The organism is Xenorhabdus poinarii G6 (assembly GCF_000968175.1).
GTDB classification, from domain to species: Bacteria; Pseudomonadota; Gammaproteobacteria; order Enterobacterales; family Enterobacteriaceae; genus Xenorhabdus; species Xenorhabdus poinarii.
This window is the reverse complement of record NZ_FO704551.1, coordinates 2384712-2401666: the sequence shown is the minus strand read 5'-3', so window position 1 is coordinate 2401666 and position 16955 is coordinate 2384712. Positions and strand designations below refer to the sequence as shown.

The following is a 16955-nucleotide window of genomic DNA, read 5'->3' as shown; positions in this document are numbered from 1 at the left end:
GCTGAAAATTTGAAACACTCAGTGCTGTTAAGACAGTATTGAGGCGTCTCTCAACCCGCATCTCCGAAGACACCTTCGGGTTGTGAGGTTAAGCGAATAAGCGTACACGGTGGATGCCTAGGCAGTCAGAGGCGATGAAGGACGTGCTAATCTGCGATAAGCGCCGGTAAGGTGATATGAACCGTCATAGCCGGCGATGTCCGAATGGGGAAACCCAGTGTGACCTGTCACACTATCATTAACTGAATTCATAGGTTAATGAGGCGAACCGGGGGAACTGAAACATCTCAGTACCCCGAGGAAAAGAAATCAACCGAGATTCCCCCAGTAGCGGCGAGCGAACGGGGAGCAGCCCAGAGCCATCAGCAGTGTCAGCGTCAGGAGAACGGTCTGGAAAGGCCGGCAGTAAAGGGTGATAGCCCCGTATCCGAAGGCGTTGGCAGTGTGAGCTCGATGAGTAGGACGGGACACGTGGTATCCTGTCTGAATGTGGGGGGACCATCCTCCAAGGCTAAATACTCCTGACTGACCGATAGTGAACCAGTACCGTGAGGGAAAGGCGAAAAGAACCCCGGCGAGGGGAGTGAAAGAGAACCTGAAACCGTGTACGTACAAGCAGTGGGAGCACCCTTTGGGGTGTGACTGCGTACCTTTTGTATAATGGGTCAGCGACTTATATTCTGTAGCAAGGTTAACCGTATAGGGGAGCCGCAGGGAAACCGAGTCTTAACTGGGCGTTAAGTTGCAGGGTATAGACCCGAAACCCGGTGATCTAGCCATGGGCAGGTTGAAGGTTGGGTAACACTAACTGGAGGACCGAACCGACTAATGTTGAAAAATTAGCGGATGACTTGTGGCTGGGGGTGAAAGGCCAATCAAACCGGGAGATAGCTGGTTCTCCCCGAAAGCTATTTAGGTAGCGCCTCGTGAATTCATCTTCGGGGGTAGAGCACTGTTTCGGCTAGGGGGTCATCCCGACTTACCAACCCGATGCAAACTGCGAATACCGAAGAATGTTATCACGGGAGACACACGGCGGGTGCTCACGTCCGTCGTGAAGAGGGAAACAACCCAGACCGCCAGCTAAGGTCCCCAAGTCATGGTTAAGTGGGAATCGAAGTGGGAAGGCTCAGACAGCCAGGATGTTGGCTTAGAAGCAGCCATCATTTAAAGAAAGCGTAATAGCTCACTGGTCGAGTCGGCCTGCGCGGAAGATGTAACGGGGCTAAACCATGCACCGAAGCTGCGGCAGCGACATTTAGGTGTTGTTGGGTAGGGGAGCGTTCTGTAAGCCGTTGAAGGGGGACTGTGAGGTCTGCTGGAGGTATCAGAAGTGCGAATGCTGACATAAGTAACGATAAAGCGGGTGAAAAACCCGCTCGCCGGAAGACCAAGGGTTCCTGTCCAACGTTAATCGGGGCAGGGTGAGTCGACCCCTAAGGCGAGGCTGAAAAGCGTAGTCGATGGGCAACAGGTTAATATTCCTGTACTGGTGATAATTGCGATGGGGGGACGGAGAAGGCTAGGCAGGCCGGGCGACGGTTGTCCCGGTTTAAGGATGTAGGTGGGTGAGCCAGGTAAATCCGGCTGACTATCACACTGAGGTCTGATGACGAGTCACTACGGTGGCGAAGTTGCTGATGCCCTGCTTCCAGGAAAAGCCTCTAAGCTCCAGATTATCATTAATCGTACCCCAAACCGACACAGGTGGTCAGGTAGAGAATACTCAGGCGCTTGAGAGAACTCGGGTGAAGGAACTAGGCAAAATGGTGCCGTAACTTCGGGAGAAGGCACGCTGGCGCTAGGTGAAGGACCGCGCGTCCGGAGCCGAGGCCAGTCGCAGAGACCAGCTGGCTGCAACTGTTTAATAAAAACACAGCACTGTGCAAACACGTAAGTGGACGTATACGGTGTGACGCCTGCCCGGTGCTGGAAGGTTAATTGATGGGGTTAGCCGCAAGGCGAAGCTCTTGATCGAAGCCCCAGTAAACGGCGGCCGTAACTATAACGGTCCTAAGGTAGCGAAATTCCTTGTCGGGTAAGTTCCGACCTGCACGAATGGCGTAATGATGGCCAGGCTGTCTCCACCCGAGACTCAGTGAAATTGAACTCGCTGTGAAGATGCAGTGTACCCGCGGCAAGACGGAAAGACCCCGTGAACCTTTACTATAGCTTGACACTGAACATGGAGCCTTGATGTGTAGGATAGGTGGGAGGCTTAGAAGTGTGGACGCCAGTCTGCATGGAGCCATCCTTGAAATACCACCCTTGAATGTTTGATGTTCTAACGTGGACCCGTCATCCGGGTTGCGGACAGTGTCTGGTGGGTAGTTTGACTGGGGCGGTCTCCTCCCAAAGCGTAACGGAGGAGCACGAAGGTTAGCTAATCACGGTCGGACATCGTGAGGTTAGCGCAAAGGCATAAGCTAGCTTGACTGCGAGCGTGACGGCGCGAGCAGGTACGAAAGTAGGTCTTAGTGATCCGGTGGTTCTGCATGGAAGGGCCATCGCTCAACGGATAAAAGGTACTCCGGGGATAACAGGCTGATACCGCCCAAGAGTTCATATCGACGGCGGTGTTTGGCACCTCGATGTCGGCTCATCACATCCTGGGGCTGAAGTAGGTCCCAAGGGTATGGCTGTTCGCCATTTAAAGTGGTACGCGAGCTGGGTTTAGAACGTCGTGAGACAGTTCGGTCCCTATCTGCCGTGGGCGTTGGAAGATTGCAAGGGGCTGCTCCTAGTACGAGAGGACCGGAGTGGACGCACCACTGGTGTTCGGGTTGTCATGCCAATGGCATTGCCCGGTAGCTAAGTGCGGAAGAGATAACCGCTGAAAGCATCTAAGCGGGAAACTTGCCTTAAGATGAGTCTTCCCTGACCCTTAGAGGGTCCTGAAGGAACGTTTAAGACGAAGACGTGGATAGGCTGGGTGTGTAAGCGTAGCGATACGTTGAGCTAACCAGTACTAATGAACCGAGAGGCTTAACCTGACAACACCGAAGGTGTTTTAGTGGGCAGAGAGAGTTTCAAGAGAAATAGCTTGTTCGAGATTGAAAACCGGATTTGTCTGGCGGCAATAGCGCGGTGGTCCCACCTGACCCCATGCCGAACTCAGCAGTGAAACGCCGTAGCGCCGATGGTAGTGTGGGGTCTCCCCATGTGAGAGTAGGACACTGCCAGACATCAATTAGTCAGAGAAGCCATCCGTCACCGGATGGCTTTTTTGCGTTGGGGGATTCTGTTCAAATGTTATTTGGATCCCACTGTATTTTTTGATAAAAAAAGATATAAAAATCCCCTCAAGAAAGAGCCTGAGGGGATTTAGAAAGCAATCATTATTTATCAATGAATGGTCGATTTTACAGTATTCGATTGATCAGTCGATCCACTCTAATACGGCGTAAGCGTCGTATGAGTTTACGTACCTTCACAGGATAGAGCTGGATACTTTCTAGCTCCTGATAATTATGGATGATTTTTGTATGAGTACGAATGCAATTTAATTCCATTGTACGTTGCTCTTCCATCTCCTGATGGGGATCGTGAATCAGAATGGCATTTTCCAGATCCAATCCCCATGCCCGGGGATTCAGATTATGACCCGTAATGAAATGCCATTGATTATCAACCCAGACGCCTTTTAAGTGATAAGTGTTATCTTGATCTTTCCATAACCGGATCGTTAATTGCTGGTTATCGATAAATTTTTGCAATCGACTAGCAAAGCGACGCAAATTAATTTCATACAGATAGGGCAATGCACCGATTAGCTTAAACGGCTCTTCTGGTGGAATGTAAAAATCGTTAGCCGTCTTATCCCCAATGATAATTTCGACTTGTTTCCCTTGGCAGAGTAACCGAGATACTGCACGTACCAACACGGCTGGCAAATTAAAATAAGGTGTACAGATAACCAACTTATCTTCAGTGCAGGACATGAGGTGATAAATTGTTTTGTTTAGGAGATTATTTTTTCCCAATCCAACAAGCGGAGTTACCGCTAATTCTTCATTTGATGCCTGATTTTTAAAGTGATATTCAGAGTTTTTCAATGAAGCACGAAATTGGCGGATTGAATTTTTAATTTCAAGACTACGAGGACGATTATAGCTGGCCAAATTTTTGACAGCTTCAGCACTAATTATACTGTTATCAATAAATTGCTTCATGACAGCAGCAAGTTTTGCATTATGCAATATGTGATAACGGTCGTAACGATATTTTTCATAGCGGTGCAGATAGACATCATTAATACTGGCTCCACTATAAATAACGGTCTCATCGAAAATAAAGCCTTTTAGATGTAAAACACCCAGTGCTTCACGTGTATTCACCGGAACACCCAGAATAGGAATATGAACGCCAGGGTATCTTTCGGTCATGGAACAATACCAATCTGCATTCGTTGCCGCCGCTGCCACGCCAATCCGACCACGCTGAGCACGATGCCAGTCAACCAAAATTTTGATATCCAGTTCTGGACGATTTTTTTTGGCAGTATAGAGTGCAGTCAGAATATCCCATCCCGCATCATCGTTTTCTAGATATAATGCAGCGATATAAATATGCTTTTGGGCATTTGCAATGTGCTCCAGTAAGGCGCTGCGGAACACTTTAGATTGATAAAGTGTTTCTATGTCAGCAACTGACTGCGGTAATTTAGGCAGTTGTGCAAGGTGTTGTTGGTGTTTTGCTTGTTTAAATTTGGACAACATCACAGTGCGTTTTTTCTCTTAGTTTAAGATGGAGTTGAGACCATCATAAGGTGTATGAATCAAAATAATCCCGCGATAATACCATTAGTTTGACTCATTGTGAGTATGAATTAGCGCTTTCGGGTTGATTGATGCAACTCTGTGCAATTCGTCACGAAGTAAAAATTTATCACGGTGGATGATGAGATATCGACTAGGTTCATTTTGGTTAAAGTCTTAACATCAGATTCGCAATGCCATCCTCTAATTGTATATCAATGGTAAACCCCAGTTTTTTCGCAAGTTGAATCATATTACGGTTTTCAGGCATAGTAATAGCAGTTAATACCTGAATACCATGTTCTCTTGTATAGTGAATGAGCTTGGACATCAGCTGATAGCCTAAAGTGAACCCTTTGAGATCGGATCGAACTAAAATTGCAAATTCTGCTTCAATATTATCGGGATCGGCCATCGCCCGGGCAACACCAATAATTTCGGGGGTAGTGGTTGGATGGCGGATCGCCACAAATGCCATTTCTCGGTCATAGTCAATTTGAGTCATGTTCGCGAGATCATCATGAGTAAACTCGCTGATTTCACTGAAATAGCGATAATAAAGATCTTCTTTCGTCACCTGGCCGATAAATGCCTTCAACAAAGGTTCATCTTCCGGCAGAATCGGGCGTAGCAAACACTCAAGATCATCTTTTATGTAGATAGTTTCTTCCAGTTCATTGGGGTAGGGTCGGATAGCCAGTCTTTTGCGTGGATCGCCAGTGACGGGCATTAGCTCCATCGTCACGTCCAATAGAGTGAAATCATTCCCTGACGCAAGCAGAGGATGGATATTCACGCGAATAATTTGAGGACAGTCAATCAGAAGGTTAGAGACGCTGACTAATAACTGACTAAGGGCAAGAATATCCAGAGGTAGTAATGACCCCCCCGATTTTATTTTGCCACTCTTAATGGCCTGAATCACCAGATAGCGGGCTAGTGCCATATTAAGGGGAGGCAGAGCGACTGCAGCTTGTGTCTCATTCACCCAATCGATTCCCCCTTCTCCTAGCATGATTAAGGGGCCAAATATCTCATCTTGCTCAATCGAAATTCTTAGTTCCTGGGCACCAGCACGGTTAGCCATGCTCTGTACTAATAAGCCGTGAATTCTGGCCTGCGGGAAATTTTGTTTGGCACGTTCAATAATTGCTTGCGCCGCGGTCCTCACCTCATCGGCATTGCGTAAATAAAGCATGACCCCTTGAACTTCAGATTTGTGCGGAATATCCGGTGAACGCAGTTTTAGAGCGACAGGATAGCCAATTTTTTCTGCAATGTTGACTGCATCATCATGAGTATGAGCGATCCAAGTCGGTAACGTATGTAAACCGTATGCATCAAGAATAGGTTGTACTTCATGGGTATCTAAACGGTAGTGTCCGTGATTAAGGGCATGTTGTATGCATTCATGGGCTCTGGCCGTGTTCGATGTAATCCCAATCGGTAAGGATGGCGTTTCTTTTAACTGTTTTTGATTGCGCTGATATTCCACCATATGCATAAATGCGGTAATCGCGCTTTCCGGTGTTCGATACGTCGGAATACCCGCCTCACTGAACAAGCGCCGGGCTTCCAGGGAAGAATATTCTCCACACCAATTAGTAAAAATAGTGATCCATTTCCCACGAGGATGTTCTTTAATGGTTTGTATGACCCGAACCGCGGTAGCTTGGCTGTTGGATATAGCACAAGGAGAATGGATCAACAGTAGGGCATCATAATCATGGCTATCTAATAGCAGACTGAGCGCGGCAATATACCGCTCAGTTGAGGCGTCATCACCGATATCCAATGGATTACGTAAAAGAAGCGTATCAGGGAGCATGTCAGACAGTCCACGGAGTGTTTCCTCGCCTAACATAGCGAGTTTACCCGCTCTTCTCAGTAACTCATCTAGCGCCATTGCGGCTGGCGCTGCGCCATTACTGACAATGAGCAAACGTTCTCCGCGTAATGGCCGCATAAAACTCAATGTTTCCACTGCGGAAAACATCTCATACGTATCCTGTACACGGAGTAATCCGGCACGTTGAATAGCGGCATCATAAGCCGCATCAAAATTTTGTTGTTCTCCCAGTAATTGCTGAGCTTTTCGAGTGCGGCTGCTTTTCACAACCAGAATAGGCTTATTGCGTGAGGCGCTTCGGGAGGCAGAAAGAAACCGTCGGGCATCGCTGATATGTTCGAGATGTAATAAAATAGCACTGGTCTTACTATCTCTTGCCAGAAAGTCGAGCAGGTCATCGATATCAATGTCAACACTGTCACCCAAAGCAATAAAATATGAAAAACCGATATTACGATGATTGGCCCAATCCAGAATTGTGTTTGATATTGCTGCTGATTGTGAGATAAAAGCCAGTTTCCCTTTAAGGATGGGGATAGGCGAAAAACTGGCATTCAGCCCGTACCAGGGAGCCAGAATGCCAAGGCTATTCGGTCCCAAAATGCGAATATGATATTTTTGACCACATTGCTTCAATTCAGTAAATTGCGCTGGTGGAGAAGATAAAATAATGACAGTTTTGCATCCATGTTGAGCCAGTTGTTCCAACAAAGATAAGTTACGACTGTAATGCGTGCAGATGATAGCCAGATCCGGAGTCAACGGTAATTTATCGACAGAAGGATAAGCCAGCACCCCTGAAACGGCAGATTTGTTGGGTGTAACGGGAAGAATCGGCCCTGTAAACCCCCCCATTAACAAATTCCGCATCAACATTGAGCTGGCTTTTTCAGGTTTTTCAGAAGCACCAATAACGGCGATGGATGTAGGACGTAGTAATGCTTCAAGTCCGCGCTGGCTCATGTCTGGAATTCCTCATCAGTGATTACATCAATAAACCATTATTATTGATTAAACAATTACCATGAATAACGTTGATTATCATCTGTCACTTTAGCGCGGATTACTAAGCATTACTGTGACTTATTCCTACAGATGATTCGCTTTCCCTGCCAGATATTGTTCACGAAAATGATTGAAATGACTCAATAATGATTGTGACGCTTCGATATCTCCGGCCAATTCTAGTGCCGCGACTGCGACTTCAGCAGTACAATGCTGTTCTGTTCTGGCAGGAACCCGCAGTAAATAGTCCATTTTAGCAATACTATTGATAGACAGCAGGGGAATATCATCCAAATAGGGGCTTTTGCGAAACATTTTTCTTGCTTCAGGCCAAGTCCCATCCAATATAATGAACAACGGCGGCTTTGGGTTATCAGCGGGTTTCTGATATACCGTTCTAGGCGGTGTGGCATAACTGTCTGGAAAGATCAGATAGGGTTGCCGAGTTGGATCGCGTAACACGTCAAGCATTTGTTGATCAGGCTCGGTTCTAGACCAGAGAAAAGCCCGTGTATCGGGCAGGATATCTGCGATCAACTTTCCGGTATTACTGGGTTTCATTGGCTCAGTATCAAACATGATGAGACAGAAGCGGCTTGTTGCATTCGCTGGTGAGATCATTTCACACAGGCATCTTTTCTGGGGTAATAAACAATGCAGGCAGCGCTGCACCCGACACCCCCTGGCCTGGAAAGGGCGGGTAGAACGGGCGAGGCGAAGTTGGCGAAGCTGATAAACAGCGTTGTTATTTCTCATTTAAGAACTCAAACAGGTTCGTGGATAAAGCCAATAAAAAAATTAGCGGATATTTTAATGGATTGTCGTTGCCAGAGGTAGCTTCGGGCGCGTACATCGGGTAATCTTCGCGCCATAACGCAGTTGGAGAAATAAATGAACGATTCCTATAGTGGTAAAAGCGGCAAAGTCAAAGTAATGTATGTCCGCAGTAGTGAGGACAACAACGATAGCCGTAAAGGCGCTGATCGTCGTAAACACAGTGACAACCGTAGAAATGATAAACGTCCATTTGGAAATGGGCGTGAGCAGGGTGACCGTCGTCGTGATAATGAGCGGCCAGTGCATGCAGGCGAGCGTTCTCCGTGGAAAACAATCTCTCGTCCAGAGGGAGAACCCCCCAAATTAGAGCACAATGGCATCAGTGGTAAAAGTTATATTGATCCTGAACAGCTTCGTCGCCAGCGTTTGGAAGAAACCCGTATCTATGGAGAAAATGCGTGTCAGGCCATGTTCAAGAATCGTCCTGACGCGATTGTTCGGGCTTGGTTTGTTCAATCAGTCACCCCGCGTTTTCGTGATGCGTTGAAATGGATGGCGGCAAATCGCAAGGCTTACCATGTGGTGGATGATGAAGAGCTGTCTAAGGCATCAGGTACAGAGCATCACGGTGGCGTATGTTTCCTGATTAAGAAACGCAATGGCTTGGATGCGGAAACTTATTTGCAGCAGGCACCTGCAAAAGATTGTGTGCTGGCATTGGAAAACGTAGGTAACCCACATAATCTTGGGGCAATTATGCGTAGTTGTGCGCATTTTGGCGTACAGGGTGTGGTTTTGCAAGATACGGCAATGCTGGAATCAGGTGCGGCTATCCGTACCGCGGAGGGAGGAGCTGAACACATCAAAGGCATTGACGCTGATGGATTCACCGAGACGCTGAATAAATTCCGCAATAAAGGTTATTCCATTGTAACCACGTCAAGTCATAAAGGCAGCACGACGCTGGCACAAGCAACATTACCGGAAAAAATGGTTTTGGTACTGGGCCAGGAAAGTGATGGACTCAGTGATAGCACCTGGGAAGATGGTGATATTCGCCTTTCCATTGGTGGGACTGGTCGGGTGGAAAGTCTGAATGTTTCTGTTGCAACCGGTATTATGCTGGCGGAATGGTGGCGTCAGAACAAAGTTTAATTTATATCCGGAATCGATTCTCAAGCTGCCATTTGGTCAAAGAACGGTGACTTGAAAATAGAAAGAGATAGCTTCATTGCCACGATTAATAGGCCCTGATTATTTAGTCAGGGCCTTTATTTTTTCTGTTAATTTAGGGTGTTTCTTTTTAATTGCACTTATTATGCGAATCTAAGTTTGATTTTGTGATAATTATTAATGTCATCCATTAAGAGTAAATGACTTTTCGCAATCCAGCTACATATGATATTTAACTATATACTATAAATGGAATGGTATACTGTGCAGGTGAGTTACACTATTTTGGAATGTTATTTATGTTATGCTAATAATTAGCTATCCATTTATTTTTTAATTTTATTGAATGGATAAATCATGAAAAAACGCCTTTGTTTTTTGAGATTGATTGTCTTTCAAGCAAAGAATTTTAATATAAGGTAACTAAAGGTAATTATATGATTAATAAGAATCTGTTTTTTTATTCAGCTTAACGATGCCTTTACTCTTTTCTACATCAAGCTATTCAAAGCAAATCTCTGAAACCGTTAATTGCTCTGTCCTTGATGGAAAAAAAGGAGAAAATGGCAAGAATGGTACTCCTGATTGTAAAAATGGAGGCAACGGCGGCGATGGTATAACCGGTAAAAATAATGGAAAAGGAGGTAATGGTGGTAATGGTGGTGATGGTGGAAAAAGAGGGGATGGTAGTGATGGTGGAAAAGGTGGTTCTAATGGTGGGAACGGAAGGGATGGCTAGAATTTCGAGAGAGCCTGTTTACCATTTTATGGTGCTACATCAGCCCGTTCCTATAATTGTTTCAACCAATAAAGCGAAGGCTGCTGCCTCATCAGTAGTCCCCTACCCGGCTATGGTTGATTGTAATTTTATCAGTCTCAATGTATTGTCATAAACCAAAATCGGTGGCGCGTGAATTTGACCTCTGTCAACGCTTGTATCGACAAGGTAAAACATTAGTGTTGGTTTTACATGATATTAATTTGGCTCTGCGCTATGCCTCGCATCTGCTTGTGATGAAAGAAGGTCGGGTTTATGCTGAAAGTAATCCTGAGGAAATCGTAACAGAACAAAGGATTGCTGATGTATTTGGTTTGGCCTACCGGATTATTCGTGATCCTGAATTTAACAGGCCATTAATCATGCCTAAATATAAGACCAATGAATGATAGCGAGTGTAGTTCAGGATAAATAATAGATGAAAGGGGAATAGGGAATGGAAAATGATCCTTATCAGGACTCCATGAAATTTGTTTCTGGTATCACTGATTCTGGTAAGCATAAATCTGAAATCACTGTCGAAGATATTACTCATTTATTTGATGGTGCATTTAGTCATTTTAATGCATCCATAAAAATAAATTCAGGAAATATCCCACCAGAAAGTATGCGGTTGAATCAGTGGTCAGGTGAGGAAAGTTTTTTATCATTGATGAAGAAATATCAGGATTCGTATTATGGTGATAATGAATTAAAACCGAATCAGAAAGGACTTTATTCGTTATGGTCACAGTGGTATTTTGGCCTAGTTGTGCCACCCATGATGTTAATGCTATTGGCGTATCCTCAGGCGGTTGATACGGATTATCACCTTTTTCAGATTGAATTTCATGAAACGGGCAGACCAAATATCATTTATTACCAGCTAACTTGGCTGGACGAGCCAATATCTTTATTATCGCGTTACCAGATTATGTTGGATCGGCATATTATTCCTGTATGTGATAAAATCGAATCCTACCGTGGAATAAATAAGCGACTACTGTGGAATAATATTGGTTATGTTATGCATTGGTACTTGAATAATTTTAAAGATAGAGTGGATAAATCACAATATGATACATTAATCCAGCACCTTTTTTTCGAACAGACGTTACCTGATGGCAGGGATAATCCACTTTATCGCACAGTCATTATGAAAAATAATGCCATACAGCGCCGTTGTTGCTGTCAAAGAAATAAATTGCCTGGGGTAAGTAATTGTCACGACTGCCCTCTTGGAACGACTAAAGAAAAATAATACGAACAATTGTCTTGGATAATTTATTTCGCCAAAAACATCAAACGAACCTCAGCATGTCCGAATAAATCCGGGGCTAATGTGTCACGGACGGCTGTAAAGATGTCATCTCAACGGGAGCAAATGCTCCCGTATAGGCCCCGTAATCAATTTAGTGTGCTCCCCCGGAATCTTTCCCTTCGGCAGAAAAAGGCGGTTTTGCCAGCCAGACCAATAACACCAAGATCAGGAATGCGCCAGCTGAAAGCCAAAAGATCTCATTGGCTGAGATAATTAAACCTTGATGCGTAATCTGTTTTGCCAGATAAGCAGAGATCTGTTCATTATTCATTCCCAGTTGACTGAGTTGCTGATGAATTTGCTGATAATTGGGGTTATATGGCGTGATATGCTCTGCAAAATTGGCATGGTGTATCGATTCACGCTGTGTCCACATCGTGGTTGTCAGAGAGGTGCCGATTGAACCCGACAAGATACGAGTAAAATTTGACAAACTGGACGCTGAGGCCATTCTCTCAGGTGCTAATCCTGATAATGTGATCGTTGTCAATGGCATAAAGAAACATGCCATGGCAAGCCCCTGAAAAAATTGAGGCCATGCCGCAGTCGCAAAATCCATATCTGGTTCAAAGGTATAAGCGCGCCAATAGAAACATACCGCATAAGTGATGAAACTGAATGTGACGATATAGCGCATATCGAGCTTATGGCCAAATTTACCAATAATGGGAGACAGTAGTAGTGGCAGAAATCCAACCGGAGCGGCGGCAAGACCTGCCCAGGTTGCGGTATAACCGAAGACTTCCTGCAATAGCTGTGGCAGTAAAACGATCGAACCAAAGTACATCATGAAACCGAGGCTGATACTGAGTGTACCAATGGAAAAATTGCGTTGTTTAAACAGCGACAGATCGATGACCGGATTATCATCCGTCAGTTCCCATATAATCAGGAAAATGAGTGCAATAATGGCCGTAATCGTCAGGATAATAATCTCAGTGGAGTGAAACCAATCAAGCTCTTTGCCCTGATCGAGCATAATTTGCAGGCTGCCTATTCCAATCACCAGCAAAAATAGCCCGGTAATATCGATGGGGCGTATTTCTGTTTTCGTCTCCCGATTGCGCAATAACTGTGTAATGATAAAGATAATTGCGATACCCAGGGGAATATTGATGAAAAAAATCCATCCCCAATGATAGTTGTCACTGATATAGCCACCTAGAATAGGCCCGCAAATCGGGGCGACAACGATCATTATCGACCACAGCGCCAATGCCATATTTCGTTTCGCGATTGGATAGTTATTGAGTAACAAACTTTGACAAAGAGGAAGGACAGGGCCGGCGGCCAACCCTTGAATAACGCGGAAGAAAATCAACATGTTAAGGCTGTTTGACAGGCCGCACAGCCAGGATGAGAGAGTAAAAATCGCGGTAGACCAGAGGAACAACTTCACTTCCCCAAAACGCTTTGCAAGCCAGCCTGTAATTGGAATGGAAATTGCGTTGGCGACACCGAAAGAGGTAATCACCCATGTTCCCTGTGAACTTGATGCCCCCAGATTACCAGCAATCGTCGGTATGGCGACGTTGGCAATGGTAGAGTCGAGAACAAGCATGAACGTCGCCATTGAGAGTGTAATGGTCAGAAGAGCGAGTTTCGCACCTGTAAACGGTTCTCTTGTTACCATGCTGCCCCCTTAAAATTGATTGCCTGAGTTACGATTAATAATGTCAGTAACGATTCTGTTTGCAGGCGCCATATCGATCGTCAAAGCGTTAGTATGATAGGCAGGGAGAGTACGTTCAGTTGTTGCCAATGCAGTGCCATCGGTGTGTGTTGTGTCTACAATCACTTTTGTTGATAACCCAATGCGCAGGGGATGCTGTTTTAGCTGCTCAGGCTCAAACTCAATCCGAACAGGCAGACGTTGTACCACTTTGATCCAGTTTCCGCTGGCATTCTGCGCGGGTAAGAGAGAAAAGGCGCTACCTGTACCCATCTCAATGCCGGCTACTTTACCCGTATAGACAACATCATCGCCATAGAAGTCGCTAATGATTTTTGCGGGTTGCCCGATACGCATGTTTGCAAGCTGAGTTTCTTTAAAATTGGCGTCAATCCACATCGTGTCGGCTGGTACAATCGCCATCAAGGGGGTTCCTGAATTGATACGGGAGCCGATTTGAACGCTACGGCGGGCGACATAACCATCAACAGGGCTGACAATATGGGTTCTCTGTAAAGCGAGCCATGCATCACGCACACCGGAGGCTGCTTTTTCGATAGTGGGCTGTTTTTCCAAGGGTGTATCCAGAATAATGGCTTGATTGCTTTCATATTGGGCTATTGCGATGTCCAAATCCGCTTGGGCAGCCGCAACGTTTTCACGCATATGTTGCAATTCTTCTTTGCCGATAAGATCTTTAGTACCCAATATTTCTCTTCGGTCGAGGTCACTTTGCGCTTTTCTGAGTGCAATTTTTTTTAGCGCTATAGTCGCTTGATATCTTTTACTATCAACCATGTGCTGATGAGTGGCCCGGACAGTATTGGCTAATTCATTTTCGGCGCGTTTTAAGGCCAGTTCGGCGTCACGGGGATCGAGTTGAACAAGAGGCTGACCACTTTTCACAAAATCAGTATTGTCAAAATTAACAGTCACGACGCTGCCTGAAATTTGTGACATTAATTGTATCTGGTTACCAGAGACATAGGCATTATCCGTTTCTTGTTGGTAACGTAAAGCGATAAACCAGTAAACGGTATAACTTGCGCCAAGTAAAAGAAAGAGTAACGTCAATGACATAATGATACTGCGACGTTTTTGTTTTTTAGTTTCCGGCTTTTTCGCATCCTGTTTTTCAGGCGCATCTTTTCCAATACCCGGTTTTTCGCTCAAAGAAAGCGGTTCAGCATTAGGTGAAAGGGGGGCTTTCTCATTCGTGCTCATAGAGAGTCTCCGTATTTGTTCTTGACTCTATTGTCCCTATAGGGGGAAAAACACACACGTCTCCAGTAGTGTGTTTACACTACTGGAAGGGTGAACAGTATGGATCAAATATTATCTGATGATAATAGTCAGCCATATGAAGTATCGATGATACAGGCTTGCAGAAAAGTTTTTTTAGATCATGTTGCTATACAAGCATTTTTTGGGTTTGAGGCTGTTCAGAAGAAGGAAATCACTTACTCAAACAATCCTCAATATTATCCAATTGACTCAAGATTTTTCTCATCAATTTTTCTAATTGCTTTTTCTCCTCAAGATCAAATACAGACCAAAGCTTGACCAGGCATTCATGTTGGGGGGGAAGTAAACTGTTCAAGAAATTTGAACCTTTTTCTGTGAGATGCAGATAGAGACAACGACGATCGTTATGACTTTCCTTTCTCTCTATCCAACCTTGCTTTTCTAATTCATCGGCAATCCGGGTGGCATTTGTACGAGAAGAACCCAATGCAGCACTCAGTTCTGATGGCTGAATACTACGACTGTCTTTGGTATCCAGAATCATCAGCGCCATAAACAAGGTTTCATTGATTCCTTGTGATTTCAGCATGTTGTTGCGATTTTCCAACAGTTTACTCTGGACATGCATAGACAAGCGGGTGAGTAAAATCTCTTGGTAGGGTAAACTCTTTTGCTGTGCTACACGGCAATTAAGTAACTCTTCTGTGGGAGTGAATGAACTTTCCATTGTTTAGATACCTTATTAGTTTCTACCGGTAAAGTAACTGTTGTTAAAAACCATACAAATACTATATTAAAAGTTAAATTTAGCAATTATAGTTATTTGTTATCACATATTTCTTTTAATATTGATACCTAATTCATAAATACCTTGAATATTATGCCAAAAACGACAGCACCAGATAGGGTGGTTCGGCATGTTTGAGACGATAAGAAGTGAGCTAATACTGTCGAACACCATTCCCGCTTTTCTGACAGAAAAACGATGGGCTTCCAAACGTAGGGGAAGATAACGGAATAAAAAGTTGGCAGGACCATATAAAATATGACGGATACCTATTGCCATGACGGACAGTGTAGAGATCCACAATGCCATTCCGGTGTTCAGGCTAAAAGCAAAAGAGATGGGGATATAACCAATGACGATAGGGAGATCAGATATTGGCATATCAGGCGCAAATTTATCGGGCATTGGCATGGTATATTTTGCTTTTTTGTTAATAGATAAAACAACCTTAACAAAATATGGTGAAAGTGAAAATATGAAATATATAAATTATTTAAACAATGTTGTTTACAACGAGTATATTAACGGAGATAAGCGAGAATGTACCGGATAGCCATGCGTTTTTGTTAATATCTTATGGTTATCCAGTACAACGCAAGGGAAAAGTCAATCTTGAACAACTAATCAGCCGCTTTTCTGGCTGCGTTTAACCAGCGTTCGACTGTTTGCGGGTGTGATTTGATCCAGCCTTCAGCCTGGCGTTCAATGTCAACATCCGAAATTTTAGTGCTATGCATACGTTGGTTTTGTGCGCTGATATCAGCAATCGGTAGCGTCATCACGGCAAACAGTTCCGCAGCCGCCGGGTTTTTATTCGCCCATGCTTTATTTGCCACGATATGCATGACACTGGGAGGAAAACCGTAGTTACGACCATTAGGCAATTGGGTATCGATTGTTTCTCCATCGCCGAGGGCAGAAAAGGGGACTTGAAGCCAGACGACATCTTTTCCGGGTTTTAGCACATCACTCACCCAATAGGGTGTCCAAGTGTAGTAGAGAATAGGCTTACCTTCCCGGTAACGAGCAATTGTATCAGCCATCATCGCTGCATAATTACCCTGATTCTGTTTCACGGTATCACTTAACCCATAAGCAGTTAAGTGACGATTAATCGCCTGTTCACATCCCCATCCGGGATTGCAGCCGGTTAAGTCCGCTTTTCCATCGCCATTACTATCAAACAATTTGGCAAGCTTAGGATCTTTTAATTGGGCGATATTGGTGATGTGGTATGTGTCTGCGGTCTTTTTATCAATGAGATATCCCTGGACGGCATTTACGACATAATTTCCCTTACGATAGAATACCTTATCTCCTCCTGCTGCAGCGTATGAGGCATTATGGAGTGGCACCCAATTAACCGCCATAAATGTGCTATCTCCGGCAGCAATGGAAGCATAAGCGACGTTATAATCAACCTCCTTAATCGGTTTGACATCATAGCCGAGTTTTTCTAATACCTTGCAAACAATCAAAGTCTGAAACGTTTCTTCACTGATGGTACTTTGCAGCGGTTGCACCGTGATCCCTTTCCCCGGTCGCTCAGTCGCCGATATCGCCGGTGACCAGGAAATGCTCATTAATACGATTAGGAGTGCACCTAACATTC

The 16955-nt window shown here is 44.8% G+C and carries 11 protein-coding genes, 2 rRNA genes and 1 pseudogene; 6 read left to right on the top strand and 8 right to left on the bottom strand.

What is annotated here, in order from left to right; translation table 11 throughout:
- Positions 1-86: 86 nt before the first annotated feature.
- Positions 87-2993: ribosomal RNA gene (locus XPG1_RS11070) — 23S ribosomal RNA — on the top strand.
- Positions 2994-3069: 76 nt separating this feature from the next.
- Positions 3070-3185 (top strand): 5S ribosomal RNA (rrf, locus tag XPG1_RS11065).
- Positions 3186-3362: 177 nt separating this feature from the next.
- Here rrf and pssA read toward each other — a convergent pair.
- The 3 genes from pssA to XPG1_RS11050 form a co-directional block, all read right to left on the bottom strand.
- On the bottom strand, positions 3363-4718 hold the full coding sequence (pssA, locus tag XPG1_RS11060) for a CDP-diacylglycerol--serine O-phosphatidyltransferase (protein WP_045959127.1): 1356 nt from the start codon (positions 4716-4718) through the stop codon (positions 3363-3365).
- Between the two features lie 208 nt (positions 4719-4926).
- Positions 4927-7569, bottom strand: coding sequence for a bifunctional acetate--CoA ligase family protein/GNAT family N-acetyltransferase (locus XPG1_RS11055; RefSeq protein ID WP_045959126.1), 2643 nt, complete (start codon positions 7567-7569; stop codon positions 4927-4929).
- A 126-nt stretch (positions 7570-7695) separates the two neighbouring features.
- On the bottom strand, positions 7696-8367 hold the full coding sequence (locus XPG1_RS11050; protein ID WP_045959125.1) for a tRNA-uridine aminocarboxypropyltransferase: 672 nt from the start codon (positions 8365-8367) through the stop codon (positions 7696-7698).
- Positions 8368-8502: 135 nt separating this feature from the next.
- Between XPG1_RS11050 and XPG1_RS11045 the strand changes: the two genes are divergently transcribed.
- The 4 genes and pseudogenes from XPG1_RS11045 (at position 8503) to fhuF (ending at position 11579) form a co-directional block, all read left to right on the top strand.
- Complete coding sequence (locus tag XPG1_RS11045; protein ID WP_045959124.1) at positions 8503-9543, top strand: tRNA/rRNA methyltransferase; 1041 nt, start codon at positions 8503-8505, stop codon at positions 9541-9543.
- A gap of 493 nt (positions 9544-10036) precedes the next feature.
- Entirely contained in the window at positions 10037-10300 is a 264-nt protein-coding gene (locus tag XPG1_RS17635) for a hypothetical protein (RefSeq protein WP_071825373.1), read from the top strand.
- A gap of 179 nt (positions 10301-10479) precedes the next feature.
- Positions 10480-10728, top strand: a pseudogene (locus tag XPG1_RS11035) (iron-enterobactin transporter ATP-binding protein); the annotation flags it as partial.
- A gap of 74 nt (positions 10729-10802) precedes the next feature.
- Positions 10803-11579, top strand: a complete 777-nt coding sequence (gene fhuF, locus XPG1_RS11030; RefSeq protein ID WP_045960690.1) for a siderophore-iron reductase FhuF — start codon at positions 10803-10805, stop codon at positions 11577-11579.
- A gap of 151 nt (positions 11580-11730) precedes the next feature.
- Here the strand turns inward: fhuF and emrB are convergent, their stop codons facing one another.
- From emrB to proX, 5 genes are all read right to left on the bottom strand, one after another.
- Positions 11731-13272, bottom strand: coding sequence for a multidrug efflux MFS transporter permease subunit EmrB (gene emrB, locus XPG1_RS11025; RefSeq protein WP_045959121.1), 1542 nt, complete (start codon positions 13270-13272; stop codon positions 11731-11733).
- A 9-nt stretch (positions 13273-13281) separates the two neighbouring features.
- On the bottom strand, positions 13282-14535 hold the full coding sequence (gene emrA, locus XPG1_RS11020) for a multidrug efflux MFS transporter periplasmic adaptor subunit EmrA (protein ID WP_084717302.1): 1254 nt from the start codon (positions 14533-14535) through the stop codon (positions 13282-13284).
- 232 nt (positions 14536-14767) lie between these two features.
- Positions 14768-15283: a transcriptional repressor MprA gene (gene mprA / locus XPG1_RS11015; RefSeq protein WP_045959120.1), complete on the bottom strand. Its 516-nt coding sequence runs from the start codon at positions 15281-15283 to the stop codon at positions 14768-14770.
- 102 nt (positions 15284-15385) lie between these two features.
- Positions 15386-15754: a hypothetical protein gene (locus XPG1_RS18980; RefSeq protein WP_045959119.1), complete on the bottom strand. Its 369-nt coding sequence runs from the start codon at positions 15752-15754 to the stop codon at positions 15386-15388.
- 209 nt (positions 15755-15963) lie between these two features.
- Entirely contained in the window at positions 15964-16953 is a 990-nt protein-coding gene (gene proX, locus XPG1_RS11005; protein ID WP_045959118.1) for a glycine betaine/L-proline ABC transporter substrate-binding protein ProX, read from the bottom strand.
- Positions 16954-16955 lie beyond the last annotated feature (2 nt).

Bases quoted from the DNA above. Each gene is read 5' to 3' on its own strand.
- pssA (WP_045959127.1), bottom strand. From the start codon at position 4,718: ATGTTGTCCAAATTTAAACAAGCAAAACACCAACAACACCTTGCACAA.
- XPG1_RS11055 (WP_045959126.1), bottom strand. From the start codon at position 7,569: ATGAGCCAGCGCGGACTTGAAGCATTACTACGTCCTACATCCATCGCC.
- XPG1_RS11050 (WP_045959125.1), bottom strand. From the start codon at position 8,367: ATGAGAAATAACAACGCTGTTTATCAGCTTCGCCAACTTCGCCTCGCC.
- XPG1_RS11045 (WP_045959124.1), top strand. From the start codon at position 8,503: ATGAACGATTCCTATAGTGGTAAAAGCGGCAAAGTCAAAGTAATGTAT.
- XPG1_RS17635 (WP_071825373.1), top strand. From the start codon at position 10,037: ATGCCTTTACTCTTTTCTACATCAAGCTATTCAAAGCAAATCTCTGAA.
- fhuF (WP_045960690.1), top strand. From the start codon at position 10,803: ATGAAATTTGTTTCTGGTATCACTGATTCTGGTAAGCATAAATCTGAA.
- emrB (WP_045959121.1), bottom strand. From the start codon at position 13,272: ATGGTAACAAGAGAACCGTTTACAGGTGCGAAACTCGCTCTTCTGACC.
- emrA (WP_084717302.1), bottom strand. From the start codon at position 14,535: ATGAGCACGAATGAGAAAGCCCCCCTTTCACCTAATGCTGAACCGCTT.
- mprA (WP_045959120.1), bottom strand. From the start codon at position 15,283: ATGGAAAGTTCATTCACTCCCACAGAAGAGTTACTTAATTGCCGTGTA.
- XPG1_RS18980 (WP_045959119.1), bottom strand. From the start codon at position 15,754: ATGCCAATGCCCGATAAATTTGCGCCTGATATGCCAATATCTGATCTC.
- proX (WP_045959118.1), bottom strand. From the start codon at position 16,953: ATGTTAGGTGCACTCCTAATCGTATTAATGAGCATTTCCTGGTCACCG.